Origin of the sequence: Fictibacillus sp. b24, assembly GCF_030348825.1 — a bacterium.
Classification (GTDB): Bacteria; Bacillota; Bacilli; order Bacillales; family Fictibacillaceae; genus Fictibacillus.
This window is the reverse complement of sequence record NZ_JAUCES010000005.1, coordinates 2,728,882-2,745,906: the sequence shown is the minus strand read 5'-3', so window position 1 is coordinate 2,745,906 and position 17,025 is coordinate 2,728,882. Positions and strand designations below refer to the sequence as shown.

The following is a 17,025-nucleotide window of genomic DNA, read 5'->3' as shown; positions in this document are numbered from 1 at the left end:
TTTTTATTCTATTTACAATCCTGTTTTATCAAGTGTTCTTTAAGGAGACTGAAGAGAAAAGGAAGAAGATCTCTTCAAAGTTTTTTCTTTTCATGATTATTATATTGATTTTCACAATGAGCCAGCCTGTTCTATATCACGAAATCTATAAGTATGACTTCAAAGCGGTAGCGATCATTCTATCCTTTTTATACGGAGGAAAACGAGTAGGGTTTGCAGCACTGTTGGCATTGCTTATTACTGGTTACTTTACAGACCAGAGGCTGTTGGTCTTAATCGGAAATTATACGATATTCTGTCTTCTGTTACTACCAATAACCAGCTTGTTTCATCGTTATCGAATAAGAGGCAAAGTCATCGTGATCAGCTTGTTTTATTTGATGATTCCGATCACAAGAGGGATCTCTCTTCAGTTAAAAGGAGATGATAGGCAAACAATCTTTGAATTAAGCTCATCTCTTATTGTTTTAGCAACGCTTATTACCATCATCTATTTAATTGAAAACATGAATGAGCAAATAAAAATGAGACAAGAACTGATTCGAACGGAAAAGATGAATGTTGTCAGCCAGCTTGCTGCTTCAGTTGCCCACGAAATCCGAAATCCAATGACATCTGTTCGAGGGTTTATGCAATTAATGCAAAAGGAAAATTTAACAGAAGAACAGCAATTGTACATAAGAATTTCAATTGATGAGTTAGATCGGGCACAGGAAATCATCAATCAATATTTAGCGCTCTCAAAACCGCAAACGGAGCAATATGAAGTGATAGATTTATCGTCTGTCATTCAACAATCCATTGACGTCATGCGTTCATATGCCATTTTAAACAGCATACATATCACCCAGCAAGTTGAGCCATCTCTTGAGATCCAAGGTCTTAAACTGGAGATTCAGCAAGTGTTAATTAACGTGATAAAAAATGCAGTTGAAGCAATTAAAAGCGAAGGGGAGATTTGGATTTCGGCTGCAAAACATGCTGATGGCTTCATATCCATTCAAATTAAAGATAACGGTGTAGGCATGACCGCAAACCAAATCAAAAAATTAGGCAGCCCGTATTATTCAACAAAGGAAAAAGGAACGGGCCTTGGCTTAACCGTTTGCCACCAAATCGTAAAGCAGATAGGCGGACAGATTAAAATTGAGAGCGAACTGAAGAAAGGAACATGTTTTACGATCAATCTGCCATCTGTCAAATAAGGATAAACAGAGAACTCAAGGATATCGGCAGCTCATGAGTAAATGCGCTAGCCCTATTCAACAAACGTAGCAGGATTGTTGAATAAGAGAAAGTCGTCAGCCTTCTTGTAGAAGTTTGATTGGGGATAACGGAGGTGTTATTTAGTGGTTCAAGAAACAACTAGAGATCATGTATATAGAAATTGGGCAGAGCGTCTTGAGTGTGATATTTCAGATATGAAAACTCCAAAATTAATCGTTCGTCAACACTCTGGGAAGTTGGAAGGATATCATGGTATTTACTGCTTTTATAATGGTTCAACATGTGTCATATCAGCACCTCCTAAGTATGTCCCACAGATAAATATAGCGGTAAGTGGATGTCGTCCAGACGAAGCATTTGATGTGAAACTGCTTGCTAGGTCACTTAATTCAGATAATTACCAAGTCATTGGACCAGCATTTCAAGGATATGTTGATTGTGGTTCATTCATTGAACTGAAATCTCCTGAAGTTGTTGAACTTGTGACCGAAAAATCACTTGTTTTACTTCAAGATTTGCGTAAATCTTGCTCTGAGACTGAGTGGGAACATAGCAATATAGAAGATCATAGACAGCCGATTATCGCACGATTCTATGATGAAAAGATCGTCGCAGCAGGTTCCTGGAGTGTAGAAAGGTCAGGCTTTCTAAGCGTCGGTATTATTAGTCACCCCGATTATCGTGGTAATGGACATGCTAAGGCAGTTGTATCTGCTTTAACAAGTAAAGGATTAACAACTGGTGCAATAATGCATTATCAAACACTAAAGTCTAATACATCGTCGGTAGCGATTGCCCATTCTTTAGGATATAAGGAACTAGCTTGTACCTTAGCAATTAAGTTTTCGAATCTCTCTTTACTGAAGTAAGGGGCAGGGTTCCTGTAATGAGTTTATTCCACTATCGGGTGCAGTTCTTCAAGAAGCGAATTGTTTTGATTTATTAAATGTCAAATTTAGATAGGTAGGCTAGACTATTAAGTGAAGTTAATTTAAAAGGGACTAATACATATTACTACTAGTTTAATAATATCTTATTCATCAATCTTCATTAAAAACTGCTAAGCTGTTTATTCCACAAAAATAGTAAAATGCTTAGAAAGCTGCAAGAGGAGATAATTTCAGGGGGGAATTATGTTATATCGTAGACTCGGTAACACAATGGAACGAATTCCTGCTATAGGGCAAGGGACTTGGAAGTTTGGTGAGAGTAAGTTAAACGAAAAACAAGAAATTGAAGCACTTCGTTTCGGTTTAACCAATGGCCTTAAACTAATTGATACTGCTGAAGAATATGGAAATGGGGGAGCGGAGAAAATTGTTGGTCAAGCAATACAGGATGTAAGAAAAGAAGTATTTCTTGTTACAAAAGTATCTGCAAAAAATTGTTCCTTTAATGGTGTTTTAAGAGCTGCAGAAGCAAGTTTAAAACGTTTAAAAACGAACCAAATAGATTTATATTTACAGCACTGGCCAAGCGAACAGTATGAAATTTCCGAGACGATGGGAGCAATGGTGGAGTTAGTTAAATTAGGATTAATAAAGTACGTCGGTGTAAGTAATTTCACACCTGATTTAATGAAAGAAGCCCAACAATGTTTAGGTAGTATCCCACTTGTTTGTAACCAAGTAGCCTATCACTTAAATGATAGGCGGATTGAGAATGATATTTTGCCTTATTGTAAGGAAAATAACATAACTGTTATGGGGTATTCTCCATTTGGTTATGCACCAAAAATATTTGGTATGGATGGATTTCCAGAGGTAGGGACAAAGGAGCGAGATGTACTTAATATAATAGCTAATAAATATAATGCATCAGTGTATCAAGTAGCGTTGCATTGGGTTTTAAAGGAAGAACAACTAGTTACTATTCCAAAGGCTGTAAATAAGGAACATATTGAAGATAATTTGAAGGCTTTAAGCTTGAAGTTAGATAAAGATGACCTTGAGCAGATTGAGCTTATATTCCCACAAAATAAATATCATCTAGTGAATAAAACACAATGAGAGGTGTTCAAAATCAGGTGCGTTGATCCAAGAAAGATTAACGCACTTTTTAATGAATTTATTAAGCAAACGTAGCAGGATTGTTGAATAAACGGTTAATAAAGCCCAAGGAGAACAGATCAATTGATACAGAGAGATAATTAGAACTACCGTATGAGAGGGGATATTTATGAAAATCCATATAATTGGTGGATCAGGAACTGGCAAAAGCACTTTAGCAAAATATATCAGTGAAAAGGAAAATATCAAGTGGATAGATACCGATAATTATCTTTGGAAAGATGAATCTTTTTTAGAAAATAATCCAATTGAGAAACGGATTGAGATGTACCAAAGAGATATGTTTTCTAACGATAGTTATATAGCGTCTGGTTCCGTTTTTATGTGGTGTCCAGAAGGTTTTAGTAACCGTGACCTTTTAGTTTTTCTTTCACTTGATGAAGAAGTCCGTATGAAACGATTAAGGAACAGAGAAATCGAACGAAATAGTCAAATGTGGCTAGATGAAAATGATGAGTATACAAATGACTTTTTAGAATGGTGTAAAACTTATTGGTCAGAAGAAGATAAGATGATGGCAGGTACATATGGAGAACAATCCTATCAAATGACAATATCAAAGAGTCCTGTATTAAAGCTCAACGGCTCGCAACCACTTGATGAACTCTATGCTGAAATAAGAAGGACTGTGAATAAAGAAAATTGCTAGTTGCCTAATTAAGTGGGGTTATATCTTCAGCAATCGGGTGCGATTGCGGAAGAAAACTCAGTCTAATTAAATTTAATATAAAAAGTTAAAAGCACTGCAATTTGCAGTGTTTTTTCTATTGCTTATTAATATGCGACTTACTATGTTAATTCACTTTTGTACTCCAGAAGAAAAAACGTTACGTTTATTGGTAACGGGTTCTCTTTTGGAGGAGAAAATTATAATTCGTAAGTCTTTTAGCAGGTGAAATGGCAATATAATCGGATATGTAAATGACATTAAAAAACGACCAAATTTTTGAACTGCACCCCAATTGTTAGACACCATTAACAATTGGAGGTGCAGTTTTTTCTTTACATATCCAGTATTAACCCTGAGGATCAAAACTCTTCTTGTTCTCCAATTCTCCGCTTTCTGCCATCATCAAGTTGTTCATATACGCTGCCATCGCCAGCTCATATCTTACTTTTTTGCTGGCGTCTACAAAATGTGCTTCCTTCACTAGACCTGAAAGGGAGTATCGGTGCCCTCTGTAATCTACATTTAATTCAGTAATTTGGTTGAATTTAAAACCTTCAACGGGAGCACCGTGAAAATCTTTTAAAAGAAATTCATCGTATTTCTCATTGCATGTTCTTGCTACTTCTTCCATCACCTTAAAAGCTTCGTCCGGATTTTGTCTATAGTTGAGAATTAGGCTTTCGTTCACGCGTCGCATACCTCGGTTCCCGTTCTGAAGTTCTGTTATATTGCCGTACGAGACCGTATAAACATATCCGTCATACTGACGAATCTGCAGGTGACGCATGCTGATCTCCTCAATCTTTCCTTGTCTATTGCCATTAATGATGACATAATCTCCAAGATGAATCTGGCGTTCAAAGAGGTAGGCAAGTCCCATAATATAATCACGGATAATATGTTGAAAAATTATTGCCAAGGCACCGGCCACAACGACTGATCCCGTAACAAGCCTTGTAAGGTCAAAGAAATGGCTAAGGACATAAATTAAGAAAAACACCAGTCCCAGCCCTTTAAGGACTTGGTTCGAAAAATGCATCTAGGTTTCTTCCCGATTTTCATCCAAGAAACTGGTCTTCTCAAAGAAAAGCTGTATGGATTTACGAATAAAATAAGCTGTTAATATAATCAGCACTGCCACTGTTAAAATTTTTACAGGTAACTGCTGAAAAATCTCCAAGTTAAACATGCAATCAACTCCATATTTTACTGCCTTGTTAAGTACTATCGCAAATCATGCTGCTGAAAGGATTTTAAAAGATAAATAGAAAAAGGTCAATGGGTTATTCAATCTAGATTGCTACACTCATTGTTCCCATGTTCTTATATCTTGAAGCTTATGTTTGCGATAAAAAAGCTTAAATCATGCTGTTTTATTTTAATGGAGAAATAAACAAGCAGCTTTACCCAATTGGGAGGCTGCTTGTTTGCTAATTTTGCCAATTTACTAATGGAAGTCAAGCAAACTTTTACTTCATATCTTCAAGCTTGTTCCAAGTCATCGCTACGCTTTCAAGCATCCCCATATCAAGGACCTTCTTTACATCATCAGGTGTTTTTTGTAAAAGAAACTTAGTCATTTGCAGAAAGACTCGATAAATTAAAATGAAGCTTCTGGAAGCATTAAGGCTTGAGATAAGCTGCCAATTGCCATCCACTCTCAGCACAAGCAACCTTATAAAAAAGCTCTTTAAAAAAGGAAAGCCAACCATTAAGGTCAGCTTTCCATCTTTTCTTTGAAGTTTCCTAAATAATATGGAACTTATTTTTTTCTTTTCCCGATCATGCCATAATCGGTAACATGAATACTGACCTTTGACGTAATGGATGCGGTTTTAAACCGTTCATCCCAGTCCTTCTTCATACGGTGCCAGTCTCTCGGGCGCTGTATTCTTAACGCATTGCCGAAACCTGCAACATCAACGCCAAGGTCATCCTTCATTTTAGTCACTGTTTGTTGAACCATCGTTTCGGCTTCTTTTTGAATTTCTTTTTCAACCTTTCTCACATTTGTATCTTCAAACAGATCAATTGATTTTTTCCAGTCCTCTGCGATACGTCCATCAATTGAAACGTTAATGTGAAAGGTGATGTTGTCACCATTTATATGTGGTGTAATCTTTGAGTTTATCTTTTGAAGCTGAAAATAGACTGGTTTTGCCCTGTCAGAGCGAATGGAACCGCTCTTGCTGTCGCCAGTTATAAGGTTTAGGCCTTCAATCTCTTTTTTGTTCATTGTACCAATTAGTTTTTTGTTTGTTCCTTTAAAGACTGCTGCGCCATCGAATGTTATTTCCCCTTTTTCAGTGGTGAGCATTTGCACGGCAAAACTTGAATCTGACTCCATTTTGCTTAACATCTGGATCAAGGAGGTCGGTTTCAACATTCTGGTCGTTGATTGCTGATTAGCGATATCATAGATCCGATATGAAGGAACGACATCGGGTTCGTTAGATTCTAATATTTTTCCTGCGCGTCCGTTTGCAACAAAAACGAGGGTACTTCCTCGAATATCGATATCCCGGTAATACAAATCAATGAGCTGTTCCATGTCTGCCTGACTCGCTAGCTTTTTGCCGATCACGACAATTTTTTCGTGAGCACCAAAGATGATTCCTTCCCTTTTAAGCGTTGTTTCCCAGCCGATGGGTTCCAATGAATCACCTGTTTCTTTTACGTTGATATACTGTTTATGTCCGGATAAACCTGATGTTTGACCACCGCCTTTTTCATGAGGAACAACATACTGAAGCGTGGAGGAAAGATTCCCGCCCTTTTCTGCATCCAATGCAGCTCCTGCTACAAAATTTACATCCTCAATGGGTGTGTAGCTCCAACAGCTGGTCAGTACGATAAGGTTTATACTTAAGATGATCGCGAGGCATATATATTTCTTCCGTAGTTTGTTCATGTTTTTTTCCCTCGCAGAAGTGAGATGAGCAACAAGAGGATGGGAACACTACTGAAAAAGTAAAGCGTAAAATTGCCAATCATCGAGCCGAGTGCAAACATCTCGTTAATGTTTCTTGGCATCATGGATACGATATAGATCATAGGTGCAAGGCCGTATATAAAAAGATCGATTTTCTTATTCAAAAGGTGAGACAAGCCGAGAGCTGCCGCATAATAGCAAACGGAAAACGTGGTAAACAGCTGCATGATCCAAATGACGAGAAGTAGGGAATCAAACCGTTCTACAAATAACCCTTGTAACTCGAAACTTCTGATAAACGTTAATACAGGCCATGTTTGAGTGACTGCACCATCAATGGACAGTGCACCGATCACCATAACAAAGGTGACACAATAGAAAACGAGTGAGATGCTTAATCCGATGATCGTTGCTTTTAAAGCACGTGCAGGTTTTTTCATATACATATAGATGATTAAAATGATTTCAAAACCGACAAATGATAAAGAAGTGGTGGTTAACCCCTTCATAACAGGTATAACGCCCATTCCCATCACAGGACGCAGGTTGTCAATTTCAAATACTTTTAACCCTAAAAACATCACAACGAGAAAGAAAAGGATGGTGACGGGAAAAATGATTTCAAACATTCTCGCAATCGGATTGATGCCGCCGGTGATCAGATAAAGTCCAATCCAAATAAAGGGGAGAATAATCGCCCAGGTGGGTGTCCCTTGTAATAAAAAGAGACGGGTGGTTTCTGACATTGCTCTCAGTTCGAAACTTGCGAGCGTGAGATAATAGACGATGATGCATAGACTGATGATCGAGCCGATTAATTTCCCTGTAATTTCGTTGCTATATTGAAAAATGCTTCTTCCCGGAAAACGTTCAGCCAGTTTGACCATGATGATAGCAACAAGAAGAGCAATAATTCCACCCAATATGATCGTGATCCAGCCGTCAGGAGTTTTGACTTTTTCGGTTACCGTTCTTGGCAGCGTCAATATGCCTATCCCTAAAATAAAATTACTAATGATTACGACCGTTTGTGGAGTAGTAATCTGATCGAATTTTTGTTTCGTCATAGAGATCACTCCTTATTACTCCTTGCTAGATAATCACATTGATTATTTCCTTTTGCTCTCTTGCGTATGCATCAGTTTGGGGCGCCGTTTCATCATAGAGAGTGGCGCACGAATTAAAAGATCCTTTAAATCGCTTAACTGATAGGGAACCGCAGGGCTTAAATAAGGGACGTTAAAGCTCTTGAGTTTAACGAGGTGCGTGCATAATAACAGGACAAACAGCACAATGCCATAAAGACCAAATACGGCAGAGAACAACATGACGACGAATCTGAGAAAACGAATCGTGATGCCTATGCTATAATGCGGCAAGGTAAAAGAAGAGATGGCGGTTACTGCAACCACGATAACCATGATGGGACTGACGATACCAGCCTGCACTGCAGCTTCACCGACAATCAACCCTCCAACGATTCCGAGGGATTGTCCGACAGGCTTTGGAAGACGTAGCCCAGCTTCACGTAAAATTTCGATCGAGACCTCCATGATCATCGCTTCGATCAAGGGAGGAAAAGGAACGCCTTCTCGACTTGCAGCAATGGAAATCGCAAGCTTGGTCGGAATCAATCCTTGATGAAACGAGCTAAACGCAATATAGAGGGAAGGTCCGAACAACGCGATAAAAGCAGCTAAATAACGCAGCATTCGAATGAGCGTTCCGGAAATCCATCGCTCGTAATAATCTTCGGGTGACTGCAGAAGCATATTGAAAGTAACGGGCAGAATAAGCGCAAACGGAGTACCATCCAATAAGATGCCAACCCGGCCTTCAAGAATCGCTCCCATAACACGATCAGGACGTTCGGTATTTTGAATCTGTGGAAACGGACTGAATTGATTATCTTCAATTAACTGCTCCACATACCCAGACTCAGGCAAGTCATCCATTGTAATTGAATCAATTCGCTGTTTAACCTCTTCTAGAAGCTGTGGATCTACGATGTCCCTCATATAGACAACAGCTAAACTCTTTTTGCATTTTGTGCCCACTGTAAATGTATTGATCGTGAGGTCCTCTGTTTTGGACAGGTTTCTTAACAAGGCCGTATTATCTGATAACTGCTCAACAAATCCAACTCTTGGTCCTCGAACTAATGCTTCTGATTGGGGTTCTTCTATATTCCTCGTCTTCGCTTTTGCAACATCAAGAACAAAACCAATTGATGTTCCTTCTACAAGTAACCCAGCAGATCCAGACAGAATTGAAGCGTTGAAGCTTTGTATATGAGAAGTCTCGTTAATTTTTCCTACCAATAGCATATGAGAGCTCAATCTTTCTCTGGCAGAAGCTGCGATATCACGACTTTTATAGTCTTGTTCATCGACAGACATTAAACTGCGGAGAATATTATTGTTGATCAAATCTGTATCTGCTAAGCCATCAATAAAGATGAGAGCAGCCCTAGCATGCAGTGTTTCTATCTTAAACTCTCGGATATGTACGTCACTATTTTGTCCGATCTCACTCTGAATCCGATGAAGATCAACGGCGTAGTCTCCTGTAAAAGTGGAGGTGTTTGAGTGTTCACCATTCTCTCGTTCTCTTTCTTGGTCAGAATACTTAGATGATTTTCTTCTCATGATGCTCTCACACTTTCTCTAGCGAATTAATCCATTTAAAAAACTTTGCAATGCCGATTGGCACGATGAAACAAACCAAGCTTTGTACATATACGATCCAATCAGGAAGAAAATGAAGAAATTTTGTTAGCATAAATGCCTTCCTCCTGTAACATTCAAGGGTGATTACCAACTTATAATCCCCAACCTATAGGAGAAATAACCAGATGAAAGGATTTAAAATCCCTAAAAACTTTTGTCAAACTTTGATTATCAATTAGCATTATATTGAAGTTTGAATAACCAAGAGAAGGAACAAAAATCAGCACTCTTCACGATGGAAAAGTGCTTTTTTGTACTTAAAAAATAACCCGAATAAGAGACTTTTTATAAGTATCCATTATTAGGGTTACAATATGTGTTTCACTAAAGTACGTCTTCTTCGTCAGGTTTATACTCCAAAAGATCTCCTGGTTGACAGTCTAGAGCCTTACAAATGGCGTCTAAAGTGGTAAGTCGAATGGCTTTTGCCTTTCCGTTTTTCAATATAGAAAGGTTAGCCATTGTTATTCCGACCCTTTCTGAGAGTTCTGTTACACTCATTTTTCTTTTAGCCAACATCACATCAATGTTAATAATAATAGCCATATCCGTCACCTCAGACCGTTAGATCATTTTCAGATTTTAGATCAATTGCTTCTTTTAAAAGCCTTTGGAGAACGGCAGCGAATACTGCTATAACAATGGATGCCCCAATAAAGGCCATACCAACTAATACGAGACCTGGTGCATCATCCCACTCTGCAACGATAAAAACCAATGGTAAGGCAACAACATAAAGACCGCTGATTGTGAGCGCACAGTTTTTTATTTTCTTTAAAGCTCTAACGGATAAGTCAGAGAACGCCTTATTCTTGTCAATATACTGTAAAAGCTTAAAAGCCTGATAGAGAGCGAAGTAAAAAGGAATTGTCGACGCATAGACAACAAATAAGATGCCGAAAACTACATATGCCAACTCTGATCCCTTTTGTGCTTCTTCCGTTGCTTTAATAGCTAGTTGGGGTAACAAAAATAAACACAAACCCAGAACGGGAATTCCTAAAAGAAAAACAGATATCTTCAAGAAGAATGTTGAACCATTTTTCATAAAAAGCACCTCGCTATTTTCATTATTTTATTTGATTATAAATAATTATTTATTGAATTACAATAAATTTTTATTTTTTATCGTCAGTCAGATTTGAGGTTTTTTTTATAGGAAGAATAGCATATATTTTTTGGTTTTTTTTATAACGCTCTTTTCTAAAAGATTGTTGCTTTCACATATTGTCTTCTAAGATAGTTGATTGGAGTGTAGGATGTGAGACTCCTGCGGGACAGGCGGGCTGGTGAGACACTTAAGAGTGAAACGTACGAATGTGGCTCACCGCCTGCCCCGCGGAAAGCGAGCATCTGAAACGGAAATCAACCACTTTCAAGAGCAACAAAGTTTACGAAAACAGCCTTTTATAACGAATTCATTCTATATTCCATTTCTCAGAGAAGGAGAAGTGGTTTTTTTATTGAACTTAAGATGCAGTGATTATCAAGAACTGGCCATCTATTAACTATAAGAACTTTGGGTCAGAAGATATGGGGAGGCAAGCGATGTTTGTAAAAAAGAAATCCCATTCGGGTGAAAAGAACGGGGTTGCTTATGTAAATGGAGAGTTAATGTTTCAAGGGGTTGCGTTAAACGTTTATAGTTATTTAGTAGATGGCGTATTAATTGATACAGGAGCTCAATCCTTACATAACTATTTTGAACCCTTTATTGATACAGCGGATTTCGATCAAGTCATGATGACTCACTTTCACGAAGACCATACAGGTTGTGCCGCTTATATAGAAAGAACGAAGAAAGTGCCGCTTTTCTTAGATGAAAAGACAATCGACTATTGCTCACAGCGAGCAGATTATCCGTTGTACAGGAAGTTCTTTTGGGGAAAAAGGAAGCCGTTTCATGCGGAAGCAATGCCTGCAACGTTTCAATCGAGAAATGCAACGTGGGAAGTGATCCCTACCCCAGGGCATGCTCACGATCACAATGCTTTCCTAAATCATCAAACAGGCCAACTGTTCACGGGTGATTTGTTTGTCAGTGAACGAACAAAAGTTGCTTTAGAAGAAGAAAGCATACCTGACATTATTCGGTCATTAGAACGGGTATTAACATACGATTTTCAGGATGTTTTTTGCAGTCATGCGGGTTTATTAAGCGATGGACGAGCAGCTCTAGAACGAAAAAGAGACTATTTAGTAAGTATTCAACATGAAGTGTTAACTTTACAAAAACAAGGGGATACACCAGAAGCGATCCGTCAGAAGCTATTCCCTAAAAAATTTCCCATTATCAAGTTGTCAAGTGGAGAATGGGATTCTTTGCACATTGTTACTTCCATCATGAATGAGGAAAGGCCCTTATGATAACGCTTCACAAAAAGATGTGACTGTTCAAAAGGTAACGAGGTTTTTTAAACAAAAAGAAGGGGAAATCCATTGAAGAAAGGCACGAAAGTTTTGTTAATCGTTGTATGAATAGATCCAAAAAATTTGAGTGATCTAGGAGAGAGGATAATGATATTTTTGTGTATGGGGTATTTCAGCCCTGAAAAAATGGATGCACGCCCAAGGGCAGAGATTGAGGCCGTTATGAGTGAGTGCCAACCCGTCGTTGAAAATTTTTATGAAAGCGGTAAGGTGCTGCTTGATGCAGGTCTGGAGTCAGAGACGAAAAGCTTACGCCGTGCGGACGGTGAGGTTATCGTAACCGATGGTCCTTTTACAGAAGCAGAAGAGAAAATCGGCAGCATATTCATTTTTGAAGCAGAAAACATGGACGAGGCGATCCGGCTAGCTTCTCTTCATCCGACAACACAAATCAGCAGAGGGGAAGAGTTTGGCTGGCGCATCGAAATCCGTCCTGTTCATTACTTTAAGAATGATAAGTAATATGAGTGATCTAAAGTTGATAGACACATACAAAAGCTTTTTACAAAAGTATTCACTCGCGCAACTCAGACATATACCTGAGCAAGGGGTCTGGTCTATCGGACAAATGTACGACCATTTAATTGTCGTAGCTCATGAGTATCTGGATAGCGTTGAAGCTTGTGCAAGAGCTGTTGGAGAACAACAGCAGGGTAAGACGGAGTTTGGAGAATATTTATTTAATATTGGTTGTTTCCCGCCAATTAAAATCAAATTACCGGCGGATCTTGATACCCCACCTGACAATACAAAAGATAAAGATGACATTATGCTCGAGCTCAACCAACTAATGAAAAGAATGGAACTATTAAAATTAAAAGTAGATGATATACACCCTAATTACAAAGATAAGCATGGGGGCTTTGGATGGCTAAATGCACAGGAGTGGTTTGCTCTTGTAGGGATGCATTTTCGTCATCATCTGCGTCAGAAGTATGAACTAGATCGAAAACTGGGATTATAAACAAATAGCACAAAACTTGAATGAAAACGGAGCTGCTTTCATAGTGAACAAATTGTTATTGTTCTTTTGGAGCAGCTTTTCTTATTATTCTTCCTCCTTCTGCCTCACACTCTTCTTCATTAACGTTGTTATGATAAATGCAGCCCCCGCAATAATGGAAGCATACACCATCAGTTCAGTTGTTGATATAGAGAAAATCTTCGCCAGTTCAACAGAGTAAGCAAAGATCGTTGAGGTAAAAAGCTTCGATAGTGCTGCAATTATAAGGAACCGCCGAAACGTAACTCCTCCAAGTCCAGCTCCAATACAGATGATTTCGTCCGGTAAAATCGGAATAATGAACATAATCGCTAAAAAGAGGACTTCATTTTTTTGTACATAACATTGGTATTTAGCGAGATGTTCATCTTTTACAAACCTTGAAATAATTCGCCGCCCGCCAAACCTTGCGATGAAAAACATCGTTATGATTCCAGCAAGTGTACCAAGAAATCCTAAGGAAATCGCTGTGAACGGTCCAAAGACAGCACTGGCCGCCGCAACTGTTACCACTTCAGGCAGAGGCAGGATGATAGGCTGCGCGAAACAAATGGCCAAATAGATGAATCTTGCAGTAGACTCATGAATTCTTAATAAGTTTTCAAATCCGTACATGTCGGTTAACACCAACAGTTTTGTCGCGTAAAAGATCGTAAACACGATCATGCTGACAGCAAAGAAATAGAGTGCGATCAAGCGAGTGATTTTTAAAGAATTCAGATTGCGTTTACATAAAAAGAGCAAGTCAAGAGTTACGATGACGATCGCAAGTCCGATGCCGATTAATTTAAAGGTTGGCTGAATGGTCGGCAGCAACTTAAACAATGTTACAAGAGTTAATGACGTTAGTGTGATGTGAAGTAATAGTTCGAGTGTGAGTTGTTTTCTGCTAAAAGTGTCTGTCATAACGTATATCTCCGTTCATAATGTCTTTATGTGATTAGTTTAAACATTAAATGAAGAGGCAGACAGTTTCTCCAGATGTAATTTGAATAAGACTTGAGGCGTATTGAAGCTTAAAAGAGCATCCATGGATGTTATTAACAAACAATTAAAAAATTACATCTTTAAAGACTTCAATCCTGCATCGCATTATAGTAAAATAAAGATTCCCGATTCGCTGGAGAGAAGAGTTCGCGAATAGCAATGGATCAATCGTAGGCATTGATTGTGAAGATGATTGTGAAGATGAAGTGGTTATCATTGATAAAGATATCACAAGGGAATTTACTCAAAAAATCAGTAAAAGAGATGCTTTAAGGATACCTCTGGAACTGAGACAAAAGTTGAAACATAACGGTTCAATAGGCTTGTTACTTAACCCTTATTGCTCATGGAAGTGTTGATTTTCGCTTCAATCTTTTAGGAAAGAGCATTTTTCGTTTGGAGGAATAAATGTTGCTAGATGAAAGGATTCAAACGATAAAGAATCATTTGCTTAAAGCATGGTCCATCGAGACAAGCTCCAAATGGACGAAAGAGAATCCAGCAAGAGGACAATGCGGGGTAACTGCGCTTGTGGTTCAAGATCTGCTAAAAGGAGATATTGTGAAAACACCACTTAAGGATGGTTGGCATTTCTACAATTTAATTGAGGGAAGTAGATATGACTTTACACACTCACAGTTTGAATCTCCCATTCTTTATGAAAATCTTCCATCCACCAGGGAAGAAGCCTTCTGTGATACGAATACCTTACAATACAATCATCTAAAACAAAACCTAATAGCATTAATGATAAAAGATGGCAGCCCCATTTAAGGGTAGTGCCTCTTTTTTTATGGAATGATTTATCTAAAAGAAAAGTATTGTAAGGATAGGGGTGAAAAGAAGGGTGGTTTGAATCAATGGAGAATCTTAGAAAGCTGGAACTCGCTTATTTTTTAGGCTTTACCACTGGTGCGGTTATCGGATTTATTTTAGCTAAAGTTTATCAAACCTGGGCTCTTCTTTATGAAATGAGGGGTCGTGAACTGGATTCTTTAACGAACTGGCAACATACACCTTTATGGCAAACGGTTAATGAAAATCCAGGCATAACGACTTTAATTGTTACGCTGCTTTTTAGTGCGATCGGCTTATGCTTTGCCCATCTATTTACCAAAATCAATGAACCTTACTATTCAGAAAATAATGCGGAAATGATGCATGTCAGTGAATAATTATTATTCACTGGCTTTTTTTATTTAGTATTCAACATTTAAATAGCGAGCATGGACATTTAACGGAAAGCAAATGAGTAAAATGAATACACACTAAATAAACTAAATATTTTGATAATTTTTGATGAAATATGTAGATACGTGTTTTATTAAATGGTAAAATATTACTATATAGTACAAATCCTAGGGAAATTTGTACTATGGAGGATTAAGGTTATTGGGGAATTAAAAGATTTTAGGAGGTTTTGAATGAAGTACAAAATTGTGCACGATAAGGTTGAGGAGTATTTTATTAAAAGTGACACCATGGCCATCTATCCTTTTATTAATCAGTGGGGAGCCGTTTGTGCAGAAGTTTATGAAAAAGATGCGATCATCCTCGTTGAAAAAAAGCCTTTCCGAATCATTAAAGATACTTGTCCGTATTACGGCAGTACGTATGATGGGAAGAAAGAGGCTGCACGCATCAATATGGGAAGAATGTGTTTTGCTCCAATTATGATTGACACCAAACTTGATATTTTTTTCTTTCCCACGCAATCACCACGAAAAGATTCCTGCATCTGGCTATCACAGCCCCACATCGAGGACATTGAATCCATTGACCACAAAAATGTTAGAGTGATTTTTTCTAACGGTATAGATCTACCCATCGAAAGTACCCGCGCAGCCTTACGAGGCAAACTCCATCGAGCCGCACATTACCGAAGTGTTTTAATGAATCGAACAGCAGAAAAGGAACGAGAACGCCTAAGAAGTCGTGATCTGATCCTTACATAGTGTTAAAAATGTTAAGCGCCTGATGCGAAGTGGATCAGGCGTTTTTGTTATGTGTGATTTAAGAGGTGTGATGAGTGGATTAAGTCTCAATTAAGTAACCGACTCCTATTAAGTCTAAAGTGGTCTCAATTAAGTCTAAAAAGAGAAATATAGGCTTTTCTACAAATCTCGACTCGCGCACTGCCAAGCACCCACGCTCAAAAATTTCTTTGCAGGGAAATCGACAGATGTATGGAAATCAATTTGTAGATATAAATGGGGGTTATACAATGAATCTTGAGACTATATCAATTAACAAAAAAAGCTGGGAAGTGGCAGCAGAGCGATTTTTTGGTAGGACTGCCTTACCAGAGTATGGACCTTTTGCACCGCTTGAAGACGAATTAAACTTGCTGGGAGATCTTCATGGATTAAACGTCTTAGATATTGGGTGCGGGAGCGGTCACTCTCTTAAGTACATGGATGAAATGGGAGCGGCTGAGGTTTGGGGTTTAGATTTAACCCCACAACAAATTAATGCAGCTCAAAATGTACTGAAAGATACCGCTGCTGAAGTAAAATTATTTGAATCACCTATGGAGAACAATCCTGGAATTCCTAAAAATCATTTTGATCTTGTTTATTCCATTTATGCATTAGGATGGACAACTAACTTGGAGCAAACCTTAACCAACATACATACTTATCTTAAACCGGGGGGAACCTTTGTTTTTAGTTGGGAACACCCGATGTACAGCCGTATTAATCGTGTGGATGGGAATCTGCTTTTTGAAAAGTCCTACCATGAAGAAGGGCCTTACGATCATGAAGCTTGGCAGTCGACCGCTATCATGCAGCAGTTTAAAGTTAGTACATATATAAACGCACTGATTAAGATCGGTTTTACAATTGAAAGAGTGGTTGAAGAAGTGGTCTTGCCAGAAAGTGATCGCGAAAAATTTACAAACTCCTGGTATTCCTGCGAAAAAGCGGAAGCCGTACCAACGACATTAATTATTAAGAGCACAAAACGATAAAAGGTTA

21 protein-coding genes are annotated in these 17,025 nt (G+C 38.4%); 12 read left to right on the top strand and 9 right to left on the bottom strand.

Annotation, left to right across the window (positions count from 1 at the left end):
- Positions 1-116 precede the first annotated feature (116 nt).
- The 4 genes from QUF49_RS14270 (at position 117) to QUF49_RS14255 (ending at position 3,945) form a co-directional block, all read left to right on the top strand.
- Positions 117-1,205: an ATP-binding protein gene (locus QUF49_RS14270; protein WP_289496299.1), complete on the top strand. Its 1,089-nt coding sequence runs from the start codon at positions 117-119 to the stop codon at positions 1,203-1,205.
- A 144-nt stretch (positions 1,206-1,349) separates the two neighbouring features.
- Positions 1,350-2,096: a GNAT family N-acetyltransferase gene (locus QUF49_RS14265; RefSeq protein ID WP_289496298.1), complete on the top strand. Its 747-nt coding sequence runs from the start codon at positions 1,350-1,352 to the stop codon at positions 2,094-2,096.
- 264 nt (positions 2,097-2,360) lie between these two features.
- The gene (locus QUF49_RS14260) at positions 2,361-3,236 is read left to right on the top strand and encodes an aldo/keto reductase (protein WP_289496297.1); all 876 of its coding nucleotides are present in this window, start codon (positions 2,361-2,363) and stop codon (positions 3,234-3,236) included.
- 169 nt (positions 3,237-3,405) lie between these two features.
- Positions 3,406-3,945 carry an AAA family ATPase gene (locus tag QUF49_RS14255; RefSeq protein ID WP_289496295.1) on the top strand — a complete coding sequence of 180 codons (540 nt, stop codon included), beginning with the start codon at positions 3,406-3,408 and terminating at the stop codon, positions 3,943-3,945.
- 367 nt (positions 3,946-4,312) lie between these two features.
- On the opposite strand, the gene QUF49_RS14250 is transcribed toward QUF49_RS14255, so the two are convergent.
- The 8 genes from QUF49_RS14250 to QUF49_RS14215 all read right to left on the bottom strand — a co-directional run bounded on the left by QUF49_RS14250 (position 4,313) and on the right by QUF49_RS14215 (position 10,675).
- Positions 4,313-5,005, bottom strand: coding sequence for a mechanosensitive ion channel family protein (locus tag QUF49_RS14250; protein WP_289496293.1), 693 nt, complete (start codon positions 5,003-5,005; stop codon positions 4,313-4,315).
- Complete coding sequence (locus tag QUF49_RS14245) at positions 5,006-5,155, bottom strand: hypothetical protein (protein ID WP_289496292.1); 150 nt, start codon at positions 5,153-5,155, stop codon at positions 5,006-5,008.
- Between the two features lie 573 nt (positions 5,156-5,728).
- On the bottom strand, positions 5,729-6,877 hold the full coding sequence (locus QUF49_RS14240; RefSeq protein ID WP_289496291.1) for a Ger(x)C family spore germination protein: 1,149 nt from the start codon (positions 6,875-6,877) through the stop codon (positions 5,729-5,731).
- A complete protein-coding gene (locus QUF49_RS14235; RefSeq protein ID WP_425590470.1) occupies positions 6,874-7,965 on the bottom strand; it encodes a GerAB/ArcD/ProY family transporter in 1,092 nt (363 codons plus the stop codon). The genes QUF49_RS14240 and QUF49_RS14235 overlap by 4 nt, the downstream gene beginning before the upstream one ends.
- Positions 7,966-8,007: 42 nt before the next feature.
- Positions 8,008-9,546: a spore germination protein gene (locus tag QUF49_RS14230; RefSeq protein WP_289496289.1), complete on the bottom strand. Its 1,539-nt coding sequence runs from the start codon at positions 9,544-9,546 to the stop codon at positions 8,008-8,010.
- Between the two features lie 7 nt (positions 9,547-9,553).
- Positions 9,554-9,679, bottom strand: coding sequence for a hypothetical protein (locus QUF49_RS14225; RefSeq protein ID WP_289496288.1), 126 nt, complete (start codon positions 9,677-9,679; stop codon positions 9,554-9,556).
- A gap of 272 nt (positions 9,680-9,951) precedes the next feature.
- Positions 9,952-10,173, bottom strand: a complete 222-nt coding sequence (locus QUF49_RS14220) for a helix-turn-helix domain-containing protein (protein ID WP_289496287.1) — start codon at positions 10,171-10,173, stop codon at positions 9,952-9,954.
- Positions 10,174-10,183: 10 nt separating this feature from the next.
- Positions 10,184-10,675 carry a DUF2975 domain-containing protein gene (locus tag QUF49_RS14215; RefSeq protein ID WP_289496286.1) on the bottom strand — a complete coding sequence of 164 codons (492 nt, stop codon included), beginning with the start codon at positions 10,673-10,675 and terminating at the stop codon, positions 10,184-10,186.
- 241 nt (positions 10,676-10,916) lie between these two features.
- Here QUF49_RS14215 and QUF49_RS14210 point away from each other — a divergent pair, with 241 nt between their 5' ends.
- The 4 genes from QUF49_RS14210 (at position 10,917) to QUF49_RS14195 (ending at position 13,021) form a co-directional block, all read left to right on the top strand.
- Positions 10,917-11,135, top strand: a complete 219-nt coding sequence (locus QUF49_RS14210; RefSeq protein WP_289496285.1) for a hypothetical protein — start codon at positions 10,917-10,919, stop codon at positions 11,133-11,135.
- A 40-nt stretch (positions 11,136-11,175) separates the two neighbouring features.
- The gene (locus QUF49_RS14205; RefSeq protein WP_289496284.1) at positions 11,176-11,994 is read left to right on the top strand and encodes an MBL fold metallo-hydrolase; all 819 of its coding nucleotides are present in this window, start codon (positions 11,176-11,178) and stop codon (positions 11,992-11,994) included.
- A 150-nt stretch (positions 11,995-12,144) separates the two neighbouring features.
- A complete protein-coding gene (locus QUF49_RS14200; protein ID WP_289496283.1) occupies positions 12,145-12,519 on the top strand; it encodes a YciI family protein in 375 nt (124 codons plus the stop codon).
- 16 nt (positions 12,520-12,535) lie between these two features.
- Positions 12,536-13,021, top strand: coding sequence for a DinB family protein (locus QUF49_RS14195; RefSeq protein WP_353958309.1), 486 nt, complete (start codon positions 12,536-12,538; stop codon positions 13,019-13,021).
- 84 nt (positions 13,022-13,105) lie between these two features.
- On the opposite strand, the gene QUF49_RS14190 is transcribed toward QUF49_RS14195, so the two are convergent.
- Positions 13,106-13,966 carry a TVP38/TMEM64 family protein gene (locus QUF49_RS14190; RefSeq protein WP_289496282.1) on the bottom strand — a complete coding sequence of 287 codons (861 nt, stop codon included), beginning with the start codon at positions 13,964-13,966 and terminating at the stop codon, positions 13,106-13,108.
- Positions 13,967-14,455: 489 nt separating this feature from the next.
- On the opposite strand from QUF49_RS14190, the gene QUF49_RS14185 reads away from it, so the two are divergent.
- The 4 genes from QUF49_RS14185 (at position 14,456) to QUF49_RS14170 (ending at position 17,018) form a co-directional block, all read left to right on the top strand.
- Positions 14,456-14,821 carry a YunG family protein gene (locus QUF49_RS14185; RefSeq protein ID WP_289496281.1) on the top strand — a complete coding sequence of 122 codons (366 nt, stop codon included), beginning with the start codon at positions 14,456-14,458 and terminating at the stop codon, positions 14,819-14,821.
- 86 nt (positions 14,822-14,907) lie between these two features.
- A complete protein-coding gene (locus QUF49_RS14180; protein WP_289496280.1) occupies positions 14,908-15,222 on the top strand; it encodes a hypothetical protein in 315 nt (104 codons plus the stop codon).
- Positions 15,223-15,471: 249 nt separating this feature from the next.
- A complete protein-coding gene (locus tag QUF49_RS14175; protein WP_289496279.1) occupies positions 15,472-16,002 on the top strand; it encodes a competence protein ComK in 531 nt (176 codons plus the stop codon).
- A gap of 269 nt (positions 16,003-16,271) precedes the next feature.
- Positions 16,272-17,018, top strand: a complete 747-nt coding sequence (locus tag QUF49_RS14170) for a class I SAM-dependent methyltransferase (RefSeq protein ID WP_289496278.1) — start codon at positions 16,272-16,274, stop codon at positions 17,016-17,018.
- Positions 17,019-17,025 lie beyond the last annotated feature (7 nt).